Consider the following 18,245-nt stretch of genomic DNA (forward strand, 5'->3'; position numbering starts at 1 on the left):
CCGCGGGCGGTCCCCGCCTCGCCGAGACGGCCGCCCCGGTGTGTGATGGCTGGTGTGGTGGGCAACCAGGAGCTGCGCCGGCCGGCCGTCCCGGTCCTCCGGACGCTGGCCGTCGCCGTCTGCTACTTCGCGGGCGGACGGCTCGGTCTGCTGTGCCGGCTCACCGTCGAGGGCGCCGTCTTCACGCCCATCTATCCGCCGACCGGCGTGGCGCTGGCCTGCCTGCTGGTCTTCGGCCTGGGCTGCTGGCCGGGCATCACGCTCGGCGCCCTCTTCCTCGTGCTGTCGATCGGCCCGCCCGGGCCCGACCTGCTGGGCATCCTCGTCGGCAACACGGCCGGGCCGGTCTGCGCCTTCGTGCTGCTGCGCCGGGTCGGCTTCCGCACCGACCTGGGCCGGCTGCGGGACGGCCTCGCCCTGGTGTTCCTCGGCGCGCTCGGCGCCATGCTGGTCAGCTCCACCGTCGACGTGATCACGCTGACGCTGGCCGGCAAACTCGACGCGACCCACTTCTGGCCGATCTGGCTGGCCTGGTGGGTCGGCGACGCGATGGGTGTCCTGATCGTCACCCCCGTGCTGCTGATGCTGTTCGAAGCCCGTCGGCCGCCGTCGCCGGCCCGCTGGAAGGAGTGCCTGGCCCTCGTGGTCGTCGCGGCCGTCCTGGTCCCGCTGGCCACGCTCAGCTCCCTGAACGCGCTGTTCCTCGGCTATCCGCTGCTGATCTGGGCCGCGCTGCGGTTCCGGCTGGCGGGGAGCGTGCTGTGCGCCCTGTTCACGTCCGTGATGGCCGCGGTCGCCGCGACGGAGGGGGTCGGCGCGTTCGCCCACCTGTCCCACGTCGAGGTGATGCTGAAGCTGCAGCTGTTCAACGGCTCGCTGGCGCTGACCGCACTCCTGCTGTCGGCCGTCATCACCGAGCAGCACAACACCCGGCGCTCCGTGGCGGAGGCCTGCACGGAACTGGCCGAGGCCCTGGAACACCTCAGCGCACACGACTCCCCGGCCGGGCGCGCGCCACCGGAGGCGGCGCAGCCGCGGCGCGGGCGCGACGCGCGGTGACGGACGCCGCGGGGGGACCGGACGAGCCGCCCGGTCCCCCCGCGGAAAGCTGCCGGTCCGGGACCGGGATCAGACGGTGCCGCTCGCCGTGATCTCGACCTTGGCCTTGGGGGTGCCGCTCTGGGAGCCGTAGCCCTCGATCTTGTCGACGAGGTCCGAGCCCTCGACGACCTCGCCGAAGACCACGTGCTTGCCGTCCAGCCACGGCGTCAGCACGGTGGTGACGAAGAACTGCGAGCCGTTGGTGTTCGGGCCCGCGTTGGCCATGCTCAGCAGGTACTTGCGGTCGTGCTTGAGCTCGAAGTTCTCGTCCTTGAACTTCTCGCCGTAGATGCTCTTGCCGCCGGTGCCGTCACCGCGGGTGAAGTCACCGCCCTGGAGCATGAACTGCGGGATGATCCGGTGGAAGCCGGAACCGGCGTACCCGAAACCGTTCTGCCCGGTGGCGAGCTCACGGAAGTTGCGGGCCGTCTCGGGCACCACCTTGTCGAACAGGCTGAACACGATCCGGCCGGCCGGCTCGTTGTTGATCGAGATGTCGAAGTAAACGTTGTCGCTCATGCAGGTCAACCTATCGCGAACCGTGCTACCGGGCCGCACGGCCCGGGGTGTCGGGCCGCCGTGGGCCGCTCGGCGGCCCACCAGGCTGCGCAGCAGCTCCCGGCCCACGGGCCAGTCGCCGAGTCCGCTCGCGGAGTTCAGATGCCCGTGCGCGCCGACGGAGTGCCACGGCGCCAGCCAGCCCGAGGCCAGCCCGGCGGAGGCCGCGGCGTCGCCGTACGGGTCGTCGTCGCTCGCCACCACCAGGGCCGGGCCGGGCAGCGGGCGGGCGGTCAGCCCCAGGAAGGTGGGCGCGGCCGCTGCCGGGAACGCCGGTCCCCGGGGATCGGGCGGCGCGGCCAGGAACGCGGCGACCCCCGCGGGCCGTACCCGGGCCAGCCATTCGGCGGCCGCCCAGCAGCCGAGGCTGTGCGCCACGAGTGCCACCCGGCCGTCCGACCCGCCGTCCCGTGCGACGGCGGTCTCGTAGGCGACCTGCACCGCGGCGACCCAGTCCCGCAGCTCGGGCCGGCGCCACGAGCCCGGGGCGATCCGCACCGCCGCGCCGCCCCACGTCCGCTCCCACCGGCTCTGCCAGTGCCTGTCGTCCGACCCGTCGATTCCGGGGATGATGACGTACGCGACCACCGCCGACCGCCCTTTCCGTCGTGGCCCGGGGCTTCCCGGGTCCGTCCTGCGGGCGATTCTGGACGGAGCAGTCGCGACGGCACGGCCCGGCAAGTGATCCAGAGGAAAGCGGGGAGCACGACGATGGAATCACTCGACGACATCGACCGGGCCATCCTGGAACTGCTCCAGACCGACGGCCGGCTCACCGGAGCCGAGGTCGGACGGCGGGTCGGACTCTCCCAGCCGGCGGCGGGCGCCCGGATCCAGCGGCTGGAGAGGAGCGGTGTCATCACCGGCTACCGGGCCGTCGTCGCCCCGGCGGCGCTCGGGCTCAACATCCACGCCGTGGTCCGGCTGCGCACCACGCACGCGCAGCTGCCGATGGCGCTCGCCCTCGCCGCCCGGACCCCGGAGGTCGTCTCGACGCTCCGGGTGACCGGCGAGGACTGCCTGCTCTTCGACGTGCACTGCACCCGTGCCGAACGCCTGGAGGAGGTCGTGGACTCCCTGGCCCGCCACGGCCCGGTCACCACGTCCCTCGTCCTGCGCGGCTACCCGCCCAAGCCGCTGCCCACGAACCCCTGAGCACGCTCAGTAGCGCCGCTCCAGCCGCTCCAGCACCGCCTGGGCCATGGCCGCCTCGCCCTTGGCGTTGGGATGGGCGGGGGCGGCCGGGGAGGCCGGCTGGAGGGGCTCGATCCAGCGGTCGGCGGGGGCCTTGCACATGTCGTGGCCGACGGTCGGGCCGTAGGTGTCCACGTACCGGGCGCCGTTCCAGGCGGCGACCATGCGCAGCATGAGGTTCAGCCGCTTGCCGGTGTCCCGGAGGTAGGGGAAGTCCTTGGCCGCGAACGGCACCGTCGGGTAGCAGCCGCTGCCGTCGTCGGGCAGCAGGTCGGGGTAGCCGACCACCAGGATCCGGGCGTGCGGGGCCCGGGCGCGTATCGCCCGCAGCACCTTGTCGACCTTGGGCGCGGCCTGCGCGATGTTCAGCACCAGCTGGTCGGTGCCGGAGGCGTTGTAGTACTGCTGGCAGGGGTTGCCCGTCAGGTCCTTGGAGCTCAGGGCCGCGCAGGTGCCGATGATCGAGCTGAACCCGATGTCGTTGCCGCCGATCTGGACGGTGACCAGGTCGGTGCTCCGCTGCACGGCGTCGAGCTGGGGGCCGTTGGTGCCCTGCGCCTTCCACATCTCGGCGGTCGTCGCTCCGGAACAGCTCACGTCCTTGAAGGCGCTGACGTGCCGGGCCGCCGCCACCAGCGAGGGGTAGTTGTGGTCGGAGCGGGCGCAGTTCGCGTCGACCTGCGTCGGGATGACCGGGCCCGAGGTGTACGAGTCGCCGAGCGCCACATAGCTCGTGCCGCGGTCGTGGCCGGGGCCCGGGCCGCCGCCGTGCGCCGCGGCCGGTGCCGTGGACGCGGCCACCAGGGCGCAGCCGCCCAGTGCCGCCGCCACGGTGGCCTTCCGCCGGTGCCGTCTCGCCGAACCGTCGGACGGGATGCCGTACGCCATGGAGATCCCCCCTGGAACCAGGACGCGTACGGAACCGGTCCCGACGGGCGGCCCGCACGCGTGTGTCGGGGGTCTGTATACCGCCCGGTAGGAGTCCGTAGCCAGAGGCCGGACGCAAGGAACCGGATCGGGCAACCCGCCCTGCCCGCAAGGGCATCCGGTCCGGACGGCGTCCGGGGGGCGCCCCCTGCGATTGAAGATGGAAACCGATCGGTTTACGATGGGCGGGAACCGAGGGAAACCGATCGGTTTCCGATCTCTGTGCACGTCTGGAGCGTGAGTGTCATGACCTCGATCAAGGATTCCGTCGTCCTCGTCACCGGCGGCAGCCGAGGCGTCGGAAAGGCGCTGGTGGAAGGGCTGTACGCGCGCGGTGCCGGCAAGGTCTACGCCACCGCCCGCGACCCGCGCGCCGTCACCCACCCCGACGCCGTGCCGCTGGCGCTGGAGGTGACCGACCCCGACTCGGTGGCCGCGGCCGTCGAGCAGGCGCAGGACGTCACCGTCCTGATCAACAACGCCGGGGTCGCCCTCGGGACCCGTTTCCTGACCTCGCCGCTGGACGACATCCGCCAGGAGTTCGAGACCAACTTCTACGGCCCGCTGCTGGTCACCCGCGCCTTCGTCCCGGTCATCGAGCGCAACGGCGGCGGCCACATCCTGAACGTGCACTCGGTCCTGTCCTGGCTCGCCGAGGGCGGCGCCTACAGTGCCTCCAAGGCCGCCTTCTGGTCGCAGACCAACAGCCTGCGCCTGGCCCTCCAGCCGCGCGGCATCGGCGTCACCGGCCTGCACATGGGCTACGTCGACACCGACATGGCGGCCCACGCCGACGGCCCCAAGGCGAAGCCCGAGGACATCGCCGCGGCTGCCCTCGACGGCATCGAGTCGGACGCCTGGGAGGTGCTCGGCGACGACCTCACCCGCTGGGCCAAGGGTGCCCTGTCGGGCGACCTCGCCGGCATGTACCAGCAGCTCGGCCGCTGACCGGGGCCCCGCATCCGGACGGCGCCGCCCCCTTCCGCCCGGTTCCCGGTGGGCGGCCCGTCCGGCGGGGGATCCGGGCCGGTCGTTGAGAAATCCGCTGCCGAAGGGTTGTCGCCGGGTTGCCTCATCACTTAAATCAAATCCTGAACTAAGCAGTGGGGTGCGTCGGTTGGACGTACCCCCTGCCCACCTCAGGGAGCCGCTGATGAGATTGAGATCCTTGGGCGTAGCGCTCGCCGCCATGGCAGCGCTGCTGGCCCTCCCCGTCGCGCACGCGCCGGCGGCGCAGGCCGCCGACACCCCGTTGTCGCAGGGAAAGACGGCCACCGCCTCCTCGGAGGAGAACGCCGGGACCGCCGCCGGGAACGCGGTGGACGGCAACACCGGCACCCGCTGGTCGTCCGCCTTCACCGACGACCAGTGGCTCCAGGTCGACCTCGGCGCCACCGCCCAGGTCAGCCAGGTGGTCCTCAACTGGGAGACCGCCTACGGCAAGGACTACAAGGTCCAGATCTCCTCGGACGGCAGCAACTGGACCGACCTGCAGTCCGTGACCGGCGGCGACGGCGGCACCGACACCCTCACCGTGTCCGGACAGGGCCGCTACGTCCGGATGCTCGGCGTGCACCGCGCCACCCAGTGGGGCTACTCGCTCTGGGAGTTCCAGGTCTACGGCACCACCACCGGCACGCCCCCGGTCCAGGGCGGCGGCGACCTCGGCCCCAACGTGATCGTCGTCGACCCCTCCACGCCGAACCTCCAGGCGAAGTTCGACTCCGTCTTCGCCCAGCAGGAGTCGGCCCAGTTCGGCACCGGCCGCTACCAGTTCCTGCTCAAGCCGGGCACCTACAGCGGCATCAACGCCCAGATCGGCTTCTACACCTCGATCTCCGGGCTCGGGCTCAACCCCGACGACACCCAGATCAACGGTGACGTCACGGTCGACGCCGGCTGGTTCAACGGCAACGCCACCCAGAACTTCTGGCGTTCCGCGGAGAACTTCGCCATCACGCCGTCCAACGGCACCGACCGGTGGGCCGTGGCTCAGGCGGCCCCCTTCCGCCGTATCCACGTCAAGGGCGGCCTCAACCTCGCCCCGAACGGCTACGGCTGGGCCTCCGGCGGCTACATCGCCGACTCGAAGATCGACGGCACGGTGGGCCCGTACTCCCAGCAGCAGTGGTACACCCGCGACAGCTCGGTCGGCGGCTGGACCAACGGCGTCTGGAACATGACCTTCTCCGGGGTCCAGGGCGCACCCGCGACCGACTTCGCCACCGGCTCCTACACCACGCTGGACAACACCCCGGTCTCGCGGGAGAAGCCCTTCCTCTACCTGGACGGCAGCGCCTACAAGGTCTTCGTCCCCGCCAAGCGCACCAACGCCCGGGGCGTCTCCTGGCCGGCCGACGCGGGCACCTCCATCCCGCTGGACCAGTTCTACGTCGTCAAGCCCGGCGCCACCGCCGCCACCATCAACCAGGCCCTCGCCCAGGGCCTCAACCTCCTCTTCACCCCGGGCGTCTACCACCTCGACCAGACCATCAACGTCACCCGGGCCAACACCGTGGTCCTCGGCCTCGGCCTCGCCACCCTGGTCCCGGACAACGGCGTCGACGCCATGCACGTCGCCGACGTGGACGGTGTGAAGCTCGCCGGGTTCCTCATCGACGCCGGCACCGTCAACTCCGACACCCTGCTGCGGATCGGCGACCCCGGCTCCACCGCCGACCACTCCGCCAACCCCACCTCCATGCAGGACGTGTTCGTCCGCATCGGCGGCGCCGGACCCGGCCTCGCCACCAACTCGGTCGTGGTCAACAGCAACAACGTGATCATCGACCACACCTGGCTCTGGCGCGCCGACCACGGCAGCGGCGTCGGCTGGGACACCAACCGCGCCGACTACGGCCTCAGAGTCAACGGCAACGACGTCCTCGCCACCGGCCTGTTCGTCGAGCACTTCAACAAGTACGACGTCTACTGGAACGGCGAACGCGGCCGCACGATCTTCTTCCAGAACGAGAAGGCGTACGACGCCCCGAACGCCGCCGCCATCACCCACGACGGCGTCGTCGGTTACGCGGCCTACAAGGTCGCCGACACCGTGACCACCCACGAGGCCTGGGGCCTGGGCAGCTACTGCAACTACACGGCCGATCCGACGATCGTCCAGTCCAACGGCTTCCAGGTGCCGACCGGTCCGGGGATCAAGATGCACGACCTGCTGGTGATCTCCCTCGGCGGCATGGGGCAGTACGCCCACGTCGTCAACACCACGGGATCGCCGACCTCGGGGACCAGCACGACCCCGTCCAAGGTGGTCCAGTTCCCGTAGCCGGCCGGGCCGGACCCGGCTGAGCGGTCGGCGGGAAGTGCCGCGACATGCCGTCTTCGACTGCGGCGCGGTCGTGGCTGGTCGCGCAGTTCCTCCCCCAGCCTTCGGCCGGGGGTACCCCCAGCGCCCCTTACGGGGCGCGGGCTTCTCGCCCCCGGTCAGGCCGTCCGACGCCGTGCCGGACCTCGCAGCAGCAGCCGTCGCGCGGGCCGTTCCACGCCCTCGTAGAGGAGCCAGGACAGGCCCAGCGCCACGGTGAACGCGGCGGCGGCGACGGCGGCGCCGGTGAACAGGTGGAAACGCGGGCGGGTGCCGAGCAGGTGGGTGCCCGCCCGCAGTACCAGCAGATGGACCATGTAGAAGGCGAACGACAGCTCGCCGAGGCGGACCAGCCACCGGCGCCGCCACAGCGAGGGCAGCCCGTGCAGGTCCGCGACGGCCGCCGCCGGGATGAGCAGCGCGAAGCCCGTGATCGTGCAGGCGGTCGCCGCGTACTCGGCGGTGACCTGCGGGACCAGGAAGTAGCCGATGACCGCCAGCGCCAGCGAGGCCTCCAGGCCCGGGCCGCGCCACCGGCCGAGCAGCACCAGGCGTGCGGTGGCCGCGCCCAGCACGAACTCGGGAAGGCGGGCCGCCGGGAAGGAGCTGATCGGCTGCGCCCACCAGTGGTGCGCGTCCGTCCAGGCCAGCGCCAGCACGGTCAGCAGGGCCAGCGCGGCCAGCGCCGTGGCGCCCCGCCCGCCCAGCCGGCGCAGTACCAGCGCCAGCAGCGGGAACGCGGCGTAGAAGAACGCCTCGCAGGCCAGCGACCAGCTGACCGGGTCCAGCGTCTGCCACCACGGCCGCCACCAGGAGTGCACCAGGAACACGTCGGCCAGGCCCTGCAGCAGGGTCGGCCTCGGCTGGCGGGGCAGCGTGCACACCATGACCAGCGCGAGGGCGACGGTGACCAGGTGCACCGGGTAGACCCGGGCGACCCGCCGCCACCAGAAGCGCGCCGCCCGGTCGCCCGGCCGCGCGGACCACATCAGGACGAACCCGGAGAGCACGAAGAAGAACGACACCCCCGAGGCGCCGGCCTCGAATCCCCAGGACACGATGCGGCCGCCGGTGCCGCCGAAATAGCGGAAGTTGTGCACGTGCAGCCCGAAGACCAGCAGCGCGGCCATCCATCTCAGTCCGGTCAGGGAGGGCAGCGCAGGGGCGGGGGCGGACAGCAGGGTACGGGCGGGTGGCGCGGCGGCCGGAGCGGTCGGAGGGGCCTGGGTCGCCGTCGTCATCGAGTCACCTGCCGGAGGGTTCGCGCGTGGAGCATGAAACGGAGCGTTGCCCGTTCCACGCCTTTCATTCCGGCCTCGTACGAAACATCACACCAACGCCGAGCCGCAGCCTCGGCCATCCGGGCCGTCGCCCCCGCCGTGCCCCGCCCCCGCCGGAGTGGCGTCTTGACCCGCGCCTTTGGGGCGCGGGAGGTGCGTCGCAAGACGGGGGCACGGACGGATGACGCCACCCGCCGCCGCGTTGACGCCGCTACGGGCGGGTCGCGGTGGCGGCGGCGCTCGGCCGGTACCCGGACGGGATGTCCCGGACCGCCGAGGGGGTCGCCGACGCGGCCGCCGACGATCCCCGGGTCGGAAGCTGTGTGGCCTCCCGCCGGGTGGGCGCGACGCTGGGGCGCGGACTCGGCGTGGCCGCCGTCGGGGACCCCGACGGGCGGTGCGGGGCGGTGGGCGTGGCGGCCGGCGGTGCGAGGGGCAGCCGCGGGGAGACCGGCGCCGCGGGTGCCGTCACATGCAGCGACAGGGCGACGCAGACGGCGACGGCACAGGTCGCCCCGGCTCCGGCCGCCGCGCGGACCAGGCGGCGGCGGCTCGCGGCGCGCCGGATCTCCTCGTAGCGGCCGGGCGGCGGGCCGAGGTGGGCCGCCGGCGGCCGCAGGACGACCGCGAGCGGGTCGTCCGTGCCGTCGAACCCGGGCTCGTCGTCAAAGCGTGTGGTCAAGGCTTCTCCTCAGATGACCGCGGAGCAGTTCTCGGGCCGCGTGCAGATCGGCCTTGACGGTTCCTTCCTTGCGCCCGGTCAGCTCGGACACCTCCCGGATCGGCATGTCAGCGTAGTAGTGCAGCAGGATCGGCACCCGCAGCCGCTCGGGCAGCGACTGCACCAGCAGCCGTACCGACGGATCGGCCGGTTCGGTGTGCGGGCGGATCGCGGCCTCCGAACCGGCCCGGCGCACCGCCCGGCGCTCGCGCTCCAGCTTGCGCCAGTGGTCCCGGACCAGGTTGGCCGCGGTGACGTAGAGGAAGCCGCGCGGCTCCTCCACCTTCGTCCACCGGGCCCACAGCCGGGTGAAGGCCTCCGAGGCGATCTCGTGCGCCGTCTCGTCGTCGTCGACCAGACGGCGGCACCAGCCGGCCAGGCGCGGGTACAGGGCGGCGAACAGCTCGGAGGCCGCCGTGTCACGGGACCGTTTCAACGTTCTCCAGGGTCGAGGGGGCTCGCTCGTCGGGCTCGTCGGGCTCGTCGGGCTCGTCGGGGAGGATGCGGGACCGGCGGCGTACGTTCCACCGGTCCCGCAGCCGGTCCGGCGGGTCAGGGGGTCGTGCCGGTCAGCGTGGCGAAGACGATCACGTTGTCGAGGTAGCCGTCGCCGCCGCGCGGACCGCCGCAGGTGATCAGCCGCAGCTCCGGGCGGTCCACGTCCCCGTACACGTCCTGCGTCGGGAACGCGGCCTTCGCGACCGTACGCACCTCGTCGACGGTGAACACCGCCGACCTGCCGTTCTCCAGGCGCGCCACGGCCTGCTCGCCCCGGCGCAGTTCCGCGAGCCGGCGGAACACCCCGTCCCCGTAGGCGCCGACCGTGACATGGCCGAGGATCACCGACGGGCCGGTCTGCCCCGGGGTGGGGGAGTAGCGGTACCAGCCCGCCCGGTCGTGCGCGGTGACCGGCGGCACCTGCACCGTGCCGTCGGCGGCGAGGCCGAGCCGCAGCAGCGGGGTGTCGACGTCGATCGCCGGGATGCGCAGCCGGACCGGCGTGGAGCGGCCGAGCGCGGTGGGCGTGCCGGCGGCGGCCGTGGTCGTGGCCGTGGACGGGGGCGGCGAGGACGCCGGCCGCCGGTGTCCGGCCGGGGCCGTCCGCTCCGGTGCCCGGCCCGCGCACCCCGCCAGCAGCGAGGCCGCCGCGGCGGTCACCAAGGCGCGCCTGGAGAGGGGGGTCATGCCCCGGTCGCCCGGCGGCGACGGACGGCGAACACCGTCGCGCCCGCGGCGAGCACGGCCGCGGCGCCGCCGCCGATCAGCGTGCCCTCGGAGCCGGAGCCCGCGGACGGCTCCGTCACCCCGGTGTCGGGCGCGCCCTGCGGCACCGCCGCGACCTGGCGGGAGTCCCGCGTCGGCACGGGGGTCGCGGCCCGGGTGGGCTCGGCGGACGCCGCCGGGGACGGGACGGCGGACGGCTCGGCGGAAGCCCTGGCGGACGGTGCCACGGTGGCGGCCGGGCTCGGGGCGGTGCCGTCGGCGAACGCGGGCACGGCGCCCGCCAGCACGGCGGTGCAGGCGAGGGCCGTGGCGCTCAGAACAGTTCGGCGCATGGAGACGCTCTCTTTCGTCGGCCCGCCGTGGTCGGGACGGGCTGAGTTACGGATCGAGCGGAGAGACGACCCGGCACCGTCGCGGGTTGTAAAGAGATGGCAAAGTCGCGCGGCGGGTGGCGCATGGGACGGCCGTCGGCCGGTTCGCCACCAGACTGGACTGGTTTGTTTTCTTGAATCACTCGTGTTTATGGCGATAGGTTGGCGCCATGACCGCATCCCAGCCCCCGACGACCGCCGATGAGCTGCGCGGTGCCGGCCTGCGGGTGACGGCCGCCCGGGTCGCGCTGCTGGAGACCGTCCGCCACGGCGACCACCTCGACGTCGAGGCGATCGCCTCGGGCGTCCGCGAGCGGGTGGGCCACATATCGCTTCAAGCCGTGTACGACGCGCTGCACGCGCTCACCACGGCACGACTCATACGCCGTATCGAACCGGCCGGCAGCCCGGCCCGGTTCGAGGGACGCGTCGGCGACAACCACCACCACGTCCTGTGCCGGTCGTGCGGTGCCGTCGCCGACGTCGACTGTGCGGTCGGCGACGCCCCGTGCCTGACCGCTTCGGACGACCACGGCTTCGCGATCGACGAGGCCGAGGTCATCTACTGGGGCCTGTGCCCCGCCTGTTCCACCGTCAGCATTTCCTGAGTACGTCCCATAGTTCCTGAGTACGTTGATCCGCCCATTCCGGAAGGATTTCCCCCATGTCTGAGACCCAGGAGAACGCCGCGGGCCAGTGCCCGGTCGCGCACGACCGCGCACCGCACCCCACCCAGGGCGGCGGCAACCGCCAGTGGTGGCCCGAGGGGCTCAACCTGAAGATCCTTGCCAAGAACCCCGCGGTCTCGAACCCCCTCGGCGAGGGTTTCGACTACGCCGAGGCGTTCCAGAACCTCGACCTCGCGGCCGTGAAACGTGACATCGCGGAGGTGCTCACCACGTCCCAGGACTGGTGGCCGGCCGACTTCGGCAACTACGGCCCGCTGATGATCCGCATGGCCTGGCACAGCGCGGGCACCTACCGCATCTCCGACGGCCGCGGCGGCGCCGGCGCCGGCCAGCAGCGCTTCGCCCCGCTCAACAGCTGGCCGGACAACGGCAACCTCGACAAGGCGCGCCGTCTGCTGTGGCCGGTCAAGAAGAAGTACGGCCAGGCCATCTCCTGGGCCGACCTGATGATCCTCACCGGCAACGTGGCCCTGGAGTCGATGGGCTTCGAGACCTTCGGCTTCGGCGGCGGCCGCGCGGACGTCTGGGAGCCGGAGGACGACGTCTACTGGGGTCCCGAGAAGGTCTGGCTCGACGACCAGCGCTACACCGGCGACCGTGACCTGGAGAACCCGCTCGGCGCCGTCCAGATGGGCCTCATCTACGTCAACCCGGAGGGCCCCAACGGCAACCCGGACCCGATCGCCGCGGCCCGCGACATCCGCGAGACCTTCCGCCGGATGGCGATGAACGACGAGGAGACCGTCGCCCTCATCGCCGGCGGCCACACCTTCGGCAAGACCCACGGCGCCGGCCCCGCGGAGAGCGTGGGCGCCGAGCCCGAGGGCGCCCCGATCGAGCAGCAGGGCCTCGGCTGGAAGAGCACCTACGGCAGCGGCAAGGCCGGCGACGCGATCACCAGCGGTCTGGAGGTCACCTGGACCACCAAGCCCACCCAGTGGAGCAACGACTTCTTCGGCATCCTCTTCGGCTACGAGTGGGAGCTGACCCAGAGCCCCGCCGGCGCCAACCAGTGGGTCGCCAAGGACGCCGAGGCGATCATCCCGGACGCGCACGACGCGTCGAAGAAGAAGCTCCCGACGATGCTGACCACCGACCTGTCGCTGCGCTTCGACCCGATCTACGAGCCGATCGCGCGCCGCTTCCACGAGCACCCCGACCAGTTCGCGGACGCGTTCGCCCGCGCCTGGTTCAAGCTGACCCACCGTGACATGGGCCCGAAGTCCCTGTACCTCGGCCCGGAGGTCCCGGCGGAGACGCTGATCTGGCAGGACCCGCTGCCGCAGGCCGAGGGCGAGGCCATCGACGCCGCCGACGTCACGGCCCTCAAGGCCAAGCTCCTCGACTCCGGCCTGACGGTCTCGCAGCTGGTCTCCGCCGCCTGGGCGTCGGCCTCGACGTTCCGCGGCAGCGACAAGCGCGGCGGTGCCAACGGCGCCCGGATCCGCCTTGAGCCGCAGCGCGGCTGGGAGGTCAACGACCCGGACGAGCTCGCCCAGGTGCTGCGCGTCCTGGAGGGCGTCCAGCGGGAGTTCAACACCGGCGCCAAGAAGGTGTCCCTGGCCGACCTGATCGTCCTCGGCGGTGCCGCCGCGGTGGAGAAGGCAGCCAAGGACGGCGGCGTCGACATCGAGGTGCCGTTCACCCCGGGCCGGGTCGACGCGACCGACGAGCACACGGACGCCGAGTCCTTCGCGGCCCTGGAGCCGACCTCGGACGGCTTCCGCAACTACCTCGGCAAGGGCAACCGCCTGCCGGCCGAGTACCTGCTCCTCGACCGCGCCAACCTGCTCGGCCTCAGCGCCCCCGAGCTGACCGTCCTCGTCGGCGGTCTGCGCGTCCTCGGCGCCAACCAGGGCGGTTCGAAGCACGGTGTCCTCACCGGGACGCCGGGCGTGCTGACCAACGACTTCTTCGTCAACCTGCTCGACATGGGCACGACCTGGAAGTCCACGTCCGAGGACCAGTCCACCTTCGAGGGCCGCGACGACAGCGGTGCGGTGAAGTGGACCGGCACCCGTGCCGACCTGGTCTTCGGCTCCAACTCCGAGCTGCGCGCCGTCGCCGAGGTCTACGCGAGCGACGACGCCAAGGAGAAGTTCGTGAAGGACTTCGTCGCCGCCTGGACGAAGGTCGCGAACGCGGACCGGTTCGACCTGGTCTGATCCGGGTCCTGCGACCCGGCGCCCGGTGCGTGACGCCCGGGCCGGCCACCGTGGCCGGCCCGGGCGTCCGTGCATGCGCGGCCGCTGCCCGGGCGGTGCGGCTTTACGGTTCCAACTCCCCGTTGTTTGCTGCACATCAGCGGTTCTTTACCCCACTATGACCTCGACTCCCGTTGTTCACGCGACCTTCGCAGACTCTGCACGTCCTCAGTCACCCCCCGTACCGGCCGCCCACGGGAGTTGCGAACATGAGTCACGGTCACAGCCACGACCACGGTCACCCTCACCACCATCACCACCACGGGGACGGCGACGCCGCCTCGTCGCTGCCGCCCGCCCTCGACCTGTCGGTCCCCGACGCGGAGCTGACGCCCGGTCAGCTCTCCCGCCGCTCGATGCTGCGCCGCACCGGCCTGCTCGGCGCCGGCCTCGCGGCGGGCAGCGTCCTCGCCGGTGCGGGCCAGGCCGCCGCGGTCTCCGCCGCCCACTCCCAGAGCGGCCGCTCCGGCGGCTACCTGTGGCTGGCCGGCGACCACCACATCCACACCCAGTACAGCTCCGACGCCAAGTACCGGGTCATCGACCACGTCCGGCAGGCCAACGCGCACGGCCTGGACTGGATGGTCATCACCGACCACGGCAGCGAGGCGCACGCCAAGATCGGTGTCGAGAAGGTCAACCCGGACATCGTCGCCGCCCGTGACCAGATCGACGACACCCTGGTCTTCCAGGGCCTGGAGTGGAACATCCCGTCCGCCGAGCACGGCACGGTCTTCGTCCACCCCGGCAAGAACGAGGTCGCCGTCCTCAAGGAGTTCGAGAACTCCTTCGACGGCTCGGTGAAGGGCGCCTCCGGCAGTTCCCCCGCCAACGAGGCGCTGGCCATCTCGGGCCTCAACTTCCTCGCCGAGCAGGTGCAGCGCCGCAACGTCAGGGACGCGCTGTTCCTCGCCAACCACCCGGCGCGCAAGGGCATCGACTCCCCGCACGAGATCCGCGCCTGGCGCGACGCCCAGCCGTCGATCGCGGTCGGCTTCGAGGGCGCCCCCGGCCACCAGGCGGGCGGCCTGCCCAAGCCGAACGGTCCCGGCTCGGCCCGCGGCATCTACGACAACAGCCCGAGCGCCGACTCCTTCGCCGGCTACCCCCTGGAGAGCTACCGCACCTGGGGCGGCTTCGACTGGATGACCGCCACCGTCGGCGGCCTGTGGGACAGCCTGCTCGCCGAGGGCAAGCCCTGGTGGATCACCGCCAACTCCGACTCCCACAACGTCTACGCCGACACCGCGGTGCGCGGCCCGAACAGCGACTTCAACGCCAACGGCCGCTACGAGGACCCGGTCTACGGCACCGGCATCAGCCTCACCGACACCGACTTCTGGCCCGGCCAGTACTCCCGCACCCACGTCGGCGCCTCGTCCTTCTCCTACAAGTCGGTCATGGACGGCATCCGCGCCGGCCGGGTCTGGGTGGACCACGGCGGCCTGATCAGCGGGCTCGACGCCCGGCTGCGGTCCGGCTCCCAGGCGGTGACCCTCGGCGACGTGCTGCACGTCCGCAAGGGCAGCAAGGTCGACCTGGTGATCGAGATCAGCCTGGCCAACGGCCCCAACTGGGCGCAGTTCGTGCCGTCGCTGGCCCGCGTCGACGTCATCCAGGGCGATGTCACCGGCAAGGTGAGCGACAGGGACACCTTCGCCACGCCCGCCACCAAGGTCGTGAAGTCCTTCGAGGTCAACAAGGCGACCGGCACGGTCAAACTGACCTACTCCCTCGGCCGCCTCGACAAGCCGGTCTACGTCCGGCTGCGCGGCACCGACGGCAACCGCTCCGCGGTCGGCTACAACGGTGCCGCCGTGGACCCGGCCGGCCCGGCCATCGACGTCCTCGGCGACGCCGACCCGTGGAAGGACCTGTGGTTCTACTCCAACCCGATGTGGGTCCTGCCCGCATGACCTCCCCGCACCACGCGTCCGGCGTCCGCCCCGTCATCGGGGTGGACGCCGGTACGGCGACCCTGCGCGAGGCCGACCACCTGATCCACCGGCTGCTGGACCGGCTGGCGGCCCCGGAGGGCGTGTTCGCCTGCACCCACCTGCTCCGCACCGACGAGCGGCGGGGTACGACGGTCTCGCTGGCCGTCCCCGGCCCGGACGCGGACGCGGTCTGGCAGGAACTGGTCGGCATGCTCCCGAAGGACACCGGCCTCGCCCTGGCCGACCGCGCCCACGGCCCCGACGACGCGGTGGCCGGCGCCCGGCTGGCCGCCGCCGCGCCCCCCGCCTCGGGCCGGGCCGTGGCCTACCCCGGTGCGGCGCACCTGACCGGCACCGTCACCGTCGCGGACCTGCTCGACCGCACCGCCGTCGAGCGCCTGGTCGTGCTCGGCGCACCGGACGCCCGACTCGCGCCCGGCACCGAGGTCCTGACCCAGGACCACGTGCGCCCGGAGTGGCGCGACGGCGTCCTCACCCTCGCCCTGGTCCCGGCGGCGGGCGGCCGGCTGGCCCCCTTCGAGGTACCCAACCCCACCCCCTGCTGCGTGGACCACGCCTGACGCGAGGGTAACCCCTTAGTGACATGGCCTGGTCAAGTCTGACAGGCTTCCGACTCGCACCACTTCGCAACGCGTGAGGCCGCCACCGGCGCACCCCAGCCGGACCGGCGGCCACTCAGCAGGCCATGACCCGGCCTCCGCAAAGGAGTTTCGTGTGAGATCGACCCCCCACAAGGCCTTCGCCACCAGCGCGCTGGCCATCGCGGCGCTCGCCGCGGCCCTGCTCCCCGGTAGCACGGCATCGGCCGCCGCCCAGGCGGCCTGCACACCCGCCCAGGTCGTCACCAACGGCGGCTTCGAGAGCGGCACGTCACCCTGGACCCAGTCCTCGACCAGTGTGATCACCAGCCGTACCGGCCAGTCCGCCCACGGCGGCGCCAGCTTCGCCTGGCTGGACGGCACCGGCTCCACCCACACCGACACCCTCTCGCAGAGCGTCAGCATTCCCTCCGGATGCGCCGCGACGCTCAGCTTCTGGGTGCACATCGACACCGCCGAGACGACCTCGTCCACGGCGTACGACAAGCTCACGGCGAAGATCGGCAGCACCACGCTGGCGACGTACTCCAACCTGGACAAGGCCACCGGGTACGTGAAGAAGTCGTTCGACGTGTCCGCCTTCGCCGGCCAGACCGTGACCGTCGCCTTCACCGGCACCGAGGACTCCAGCCTCCAGACCAGCTTCGTCCTGGACGACATCGCCCTCGACACCTCGGCCGCCACCACCCCGGGCGACAGCACCCGCACCCCGGCGTCGCCGTCGTACACGGTCAGCCTGACCAGCAACTCCACCGGCACCGGCTGGACCGGCCACGAGAGCGTGACCTTCACCAACGCCTCCTCGACCGCGCTGAGCGAGATCTACCTGAGGCTGTGGGACAACTACCACGGCACCTGCTCGGCACCGCCGATCACCGTCAGCAACGTCACCGGCGGTACCGCGGGCGCCCTCTCGGTCGCCTGCACCGCGCTGGAGATCGCCCTGCCGACCCCGCTGGCCCAGGGCCAGAGCACCACGGTCGGCTTCGACCTGGGCATCACCGTGCCCAGCGGCGCCGACCGCTTCGGCTACGACGGCGCCTTCAGCATGATCGGCAACGCGCTGCCCGTCCTCGCGGTCCAGGACGGCTCCGGCTGGCACCTGGACCCGTACACCAACAACGGCGAGTCCTTCTACTCCCTGGCCGCCGACTTCAAGGTGACCCTGGACCACCCCACCAGCATCCTGGTCCCGGCGACCGGCACCTCCGTCGACACCCCCGGCACCAGCGGCCGCACCGTCACCACCGCCACGGCCTCCAAGGTCCGTGACTTCGCCTGGGCGGCCGGGCCGTTCACCAAGATCTCCGGCACCTCCCCGGCCGGGGTGCCGATCAACATCTACTCGGTGTCCGGCATCAGCTCCTCCAGCGCCCAGTCCATGCTCACCACCGCCAAGTCGGCGGTCGACGCCCACGCCGGCCGCTTCGGGGCCTACCCGTACGGCGAACTGGACGCGGTCATCGACAACAACTTCTGGTTCGGCGGCATGGAGTACCCCGGCTTCGTCCTCGACCTGGTCAGCACCACCGCGCTCACCCACGAGATCGGCCACCAGTGGTGGTACGGCATCGTCGGCGACGACGAGTACAACAGCCCCTGGCTGGACGAGGCGTTCACCGACTACGCCACCGACCTGGCACAGGGGCTGACCGGCACCAACTGCTGGAACAGCGTGTCCTGGGCCTCGTCGGCGGAGAAGATCACCAACTCCATGGCGTACTGGGACGCCCACTCCTCCCGCTACTCCACCGTCGTCTACGGCTACGGCAAGTGCGCCCTGCACGACCTGCGCCGCCTGATCGGTGACACCGCCATGACCAACCTCCTGAAGAGCTACGCCAGTTCGCACTGGTACGGCGTCTCGACCACCGCCGAGTTCAAGGCGGCGGCCCAGGCGGCCACCAGCACCGACCTGACGTCGTTCTGGACCACGCACCGCATCGACGGCTGACACCCGTCCGTACGGGGCGGGGAATTTCCCCAACGGGCAAGGCACAGGCCGGGGGATCTTTCCCGCTCCGTACGTACACCACCGTGTGGTACCTCTTTCGTCGTCCGTACGCCGACGAGCCCCTGGTGCCCTCCACATGA

General features: G+C 72.0%; 16 protein-coding genes and 1 pseudogene. 9 read left to right on the forward strand and 8 right to left on the reverse strand.

Features of this window, described 5'->3' with window-relative positions; translation table 11 throughout:
* The first annotated feature begins 45 nt into the window (after positions 1–45).
* On the forward strand, positions 46–1,059 hold the full coding sequence (locus tag ACFZB3_RS06280) for an MASE1 domain-containing protein (protein ID WP_391370521.1): 1,014 nt from the start codon (positions 46–48) through the stop codon (positions 1,057–1,059).
* Between the two features lie 69 nt (positions 1,060–1,128).
* Here ACFZB3_RS06280 and ACFZB3_RS06285 read toward each other — a convergent pair whose 3' ends face one another.
* A complete protein-coding gene (locus ACFZB3_RS06285) occupies positions 1,129–1,620 on the reverse strand; it encodes a peptidylprolyl isomerase (RefSeq protein WP_391372049.1) in 492 nt (163 codons plus the stop codon).
* A gap of 99 nt (positions 1,621–1,719) precedes the next feature.
* Positions 1,720–2,247: pseudogene (locus tag ACFZB3_RS06290) on the reverse strand (RBBP9/YdeN family alpha/beta hydrolase); the annotation flags it as partial.
* 123 nt (positions 2,248–2,370) lie between these two features.
* On the opposite strand from ACFZB3_RS06290, the gene ACFZB3_RS06295 reads away from it, so the two are divergent.
* The gene (locus ACFZB3_RS06295) at positions 2,371–2,814 is read left to right on the forward strand and encodes an AsnC family transcriptional regulator (protein ID WP_391370524.1); all 444 of its coding nucleotides are present in this window, start codon (positions 2,371–2,373) and stop codon (positions 2,812–2,814) included.
* A 6-nt stretch (positions 2,815–2,820) separates the two neighbouring features.
* Here ACFZB3_RS06295 and ACFZB3_RS06300 read toward each other — a convergent pair whose 3' ends face one another.
* Entirely contained in the window at positions 2,821–3,741 is a 921-nt protein-coding gene (locus ACFZB3_RS06300) for a GDSL-type esterase/lipase family protein (protein WP_391370526.1), read from the reverse strand.
* Between the two features lie 285 nt (positions 3,742–4,026).
* Here ACFZB3_RS06300 and ACFZB3_RS06305 point away from each other — a divergent pair, with 285 nt between their 5' ends.
* Both ACFZB3_RS06305 and ACFZB3_RS06310 read left to right on the forward strand, forming a co-directional pair.
* Positions 4,027–4,728: an SDR family oxidoreductase gene (locus ACFZB3_RS06305; RefSeq protein ID WP_391370528.1), complete on the forward strand. Its 702-nt coding sequence runs from the start codon at positions 4,027–4,029 to the stop codon at positions 4,726–4,728.
* Positions 4,729–4,933: 205 nt separating this feature from the next.
* Positions 4,934–7,066 (forward strand): discoidin domain-containing protein, encoded by a 2,133-nt coding sequence (locus ACFZB3_RS06310; protein WP_391370531.1) that lies wholly within the window; start codon positions 4,934–4,936, stop codon positions 7,064–7,066.
* A gap of 158 nt (positions 7,067–7,224) precedes the next feature.
* Here ACFZB3_RS06310 and ACFZB3_RS06315 read toward each other — a convergent pair whose 3' ends face one another.
* The 5 genes from ACFZB3_RS06315 to ACFZB3_RS06335 form a co-directional block, all read right to left on the reverse strand.
* On the reverse strand, positions 7,225–8,346 hold the full coding sequence (locus tag ACFZB3_RS06315; RefSeq protein WP_391370534.1) for an acyltransferase family protein: 1,122 nt from the start codon (positions 8,344–8,346) through the stop codon (positions 7,225–7,227).
* 250 nt (positions 8,347–8,596) lie between these two features.
* On the reverse strand, positions 8,597–9,067 hold the full coding sequence (locus tag ACFZB3_RS06320; RefSeq protein ID WP_391370537.1) for a hypothetical protein: 471 nt from the start codon (positions 9,065–9,067) through the stop codon (positions 8,597–8,599).
* Positions 9,051–9,542, reverse strand: a complete 492-nt coding sequence (locus tag ACFZB3_RS06325; RefSeq protein ID WP_391370539.1) for a sigma-70 family RNA polymerase sigma factor — start codon at positions 9,540–9,542, stop codon at positions 9,051–9,053. Before ACFZB3_RS06325 ends, ACFZB3_RS06320 begins: the two co-directional genes overlap by 17 nt.
* A gap of 116 nt (positions 9,543–9,658) precedes the next feature.
* Positions 9,659–10,291: a class F sortase gene (locus tag ACFZB3_RS06330; protein ID WP_391370542.1), complete on the reverse strand. Its 633-nt coding sequence runs from the start codon at positions 10,289–10,291 to the stop codon at positions 9,659–9,661.
* Positions 10,288–10,662 carry a sortase-dependent protein gene (locus tag ACFZB3_RS06335; protein WP_391370545.1) on the reverse strand — a complete coding sequence of 125 codons (375 nt, stop codon included), beginning with the start codon at positions 10,660–10,662 and terminating at the stop codon, positions 10,288–10,290. Before ACFZB3_RS06335 ends, ACFZB3_RS06330 begins: the two co-directional genes overlap by 4 nt.
* 209 nt (positions 10,663–10,871) lie before the next feature.
* Between ACFZB3_RS06335 and ACFZB3_RS06340 the strand changes: the two genes are divergently transcribed.
* The 5 genes from ACFZB3_RS06340 to ACFZB3_RS06360 all read left to right on the forward strand — a co-directional run bounded on the left by ACFZB3_RS06340 (position 10,872) and on the right by ACFZB3_RS06360 (position 18,105).
* The gene (locus ACFZB3_RS06340) at positions 10,872–11,309 is read left to right on the forward strand and encodes a transcriptional repressor (RefSeq protein ID WP_391370548.1); all 438 of its coding nucleotides are present in this window, start codon (positions 10,872–10,874) and stop codon (positions 11,307–11,309) included.
* 56 nt (positions 11,310–11,365) lie between these two features.
* Positions 11,366–13,555 carry a catalase/peroxidase HPI gene (gene katG, locus ACFZB3_RS06345; RefSeq protein ID WP_391370551.1) on the forward strand — a complete coding sequence of 730 codons (2,190 nt, stop codon included), beginning with the start codon at positions 11,366–11,368 and terminating at the stop codon, positions 13,553–13,555.
* Positions 13,556–13,803: 248 nt separating this feature from the next.
* Positions 13,804–15,510, forward strand: a complete 1,707-nt coding sequence (locus ACFZB3_RS06350; protein ID WP_391370554.1) for a PHP domain-containing protein — start codon at positions 13,804–13,806, stop codon at positions 15,508–15,510.
* Positions 15,507–16,112, forward strand: coding sequence for a hypothetical protein (locus ACFZB3_RS06355; protein WP_391370556.1), 606 nt, complete (start codon positions 15,507–15,509; stop codon positions 16,110–16,112). The genes ACFZB3_RS06350 and ACFZB3_RS06355 overlap by 4 nt, the downstream gene beginning before the upstream one ends.
* Positions 16,113–16,266: 154 nt before the next feature.
* Positions 16,267–18,105, forward strand: a complete 1,839-nt coding sequence (locus ACFZB3_RS06360) for a M1 family aminopeptidase (protein ID WP_391370559.1) — start codon at positions 16,267–16,269, stop codon at positions 18,103–18,105.
* Positions 18,106–18,245: the final 140 nt, after the last annotated feature.

The sequence above is a fragment of the Streptomyces sp. NPDC008092 genome (assembly GCF_042957285.1).
GTDB lineage: Bacteria > Actinomycetota > Actinomycetes > Streptomycetales > Streptomycetaceae > Streptomyces.

What these genes read in the sequence shown, in the direction of transcription:
- ACFZB3_RS06335 (WP_391370545.1), bottom strand. Translation starts at nt 10,662, where the DNA reads ATGCGCCGAACTGTTCTGAGCGCCACGGCCCTCGCCTGCACCGCCGTG.
- ACFZB3_RS06300 (WP_391370526.1), bottom strand. Translation starts at nt 3,741, where the DNA reads ATGGCGTACGGCATCCCGTCCGACGGTTCGGCGAGACGGCACCGGCGG.
- ACFZB3_RS06295 (WP_391370524.1), top strand. Translation starts at nt 2,371, where the DNA reads ATGGAATCACTCGACGACATCGACCGGGCCATCCTGGAACTGCTCCAG.
- ACFZB3_RS06355 (WP_391370556.1), top strand. Translation starts at nt 15,507, where the DNA reads ATGACCTCCCCGCACCACGCGTCCGGCGTCCGCCCCGTCATCGGGGTG.
- ACFZB3_RS06285 (WP_391372049.1), bottom strand. Translation starts at nt 1,620, where the DNA reads ATGAGCGACAACGTTTACTTCGACATCTCGATCAACAACGAGCCGGCC.
- ACFZB3_RS06350 (WP_391370554.1), top strand. Translation starts at nt 13,804, where the DNA reads ATGAGTCACGGTCACAGCCACGACCACGGTCACCCTCACCACCATCAC.
- ACFZB3_RS06330 (WP_391370542.1), bottom strand. Translation starts at nt 10,291, where the DNA reads ATGACCCCCCTCTCCAGGCGCGCCTTGGTGACCGCCGCGGCGGCCTCG.
- katG (WP_391370551.1), top strand. Translation starts at nt 11,366, where the DNA reads ATGTCTGAGACCCAGGAGAACGCCGCGGGCCAGTGCCCGGTCGCGCAC.
- ACFZB3_RS06315 (WP_391370534.1), bottom strand. Translation starts at nt 8,346, where the DNA reads ATGACGACGGCGACCCAGGCCCCTCCGACCGCTCCGGCCGCCGCGCCA.
- ACFZB3_RS06280 (WP_391370521.1), top strand. Translation starts at nt 46, where the DNA reads ATGGCTGGTGTGGTGGGCAACCAGGAGCTGCGCCGGCCGGCCGTCCCG.
- ACFZB3_RS06340 (WP_391370548.1), top strand. Translation starts at nt 10,872, where the DNA reads ATGACCGCATCCCAGCCCCCGACGACCGCCGATGAGCTGCGCGGTGCC.
- ACFZB3_RS06305 (WP_391370528.1), top strand. Translation starts at nt 4,027, where the DNA reads ATGACCTCGATCAAGGATTCCGTCGTCCTCGTCACCGGCGGCAGCCGA.
- ACFZB3_RS06310 (WP_391370531.1), top strand. Translation starts at nt 4,934, where the DNA reads ATGAGATTGAGATCCTTGGGCGTAGCGCTCGCCGCCATGGCAGCGCTG.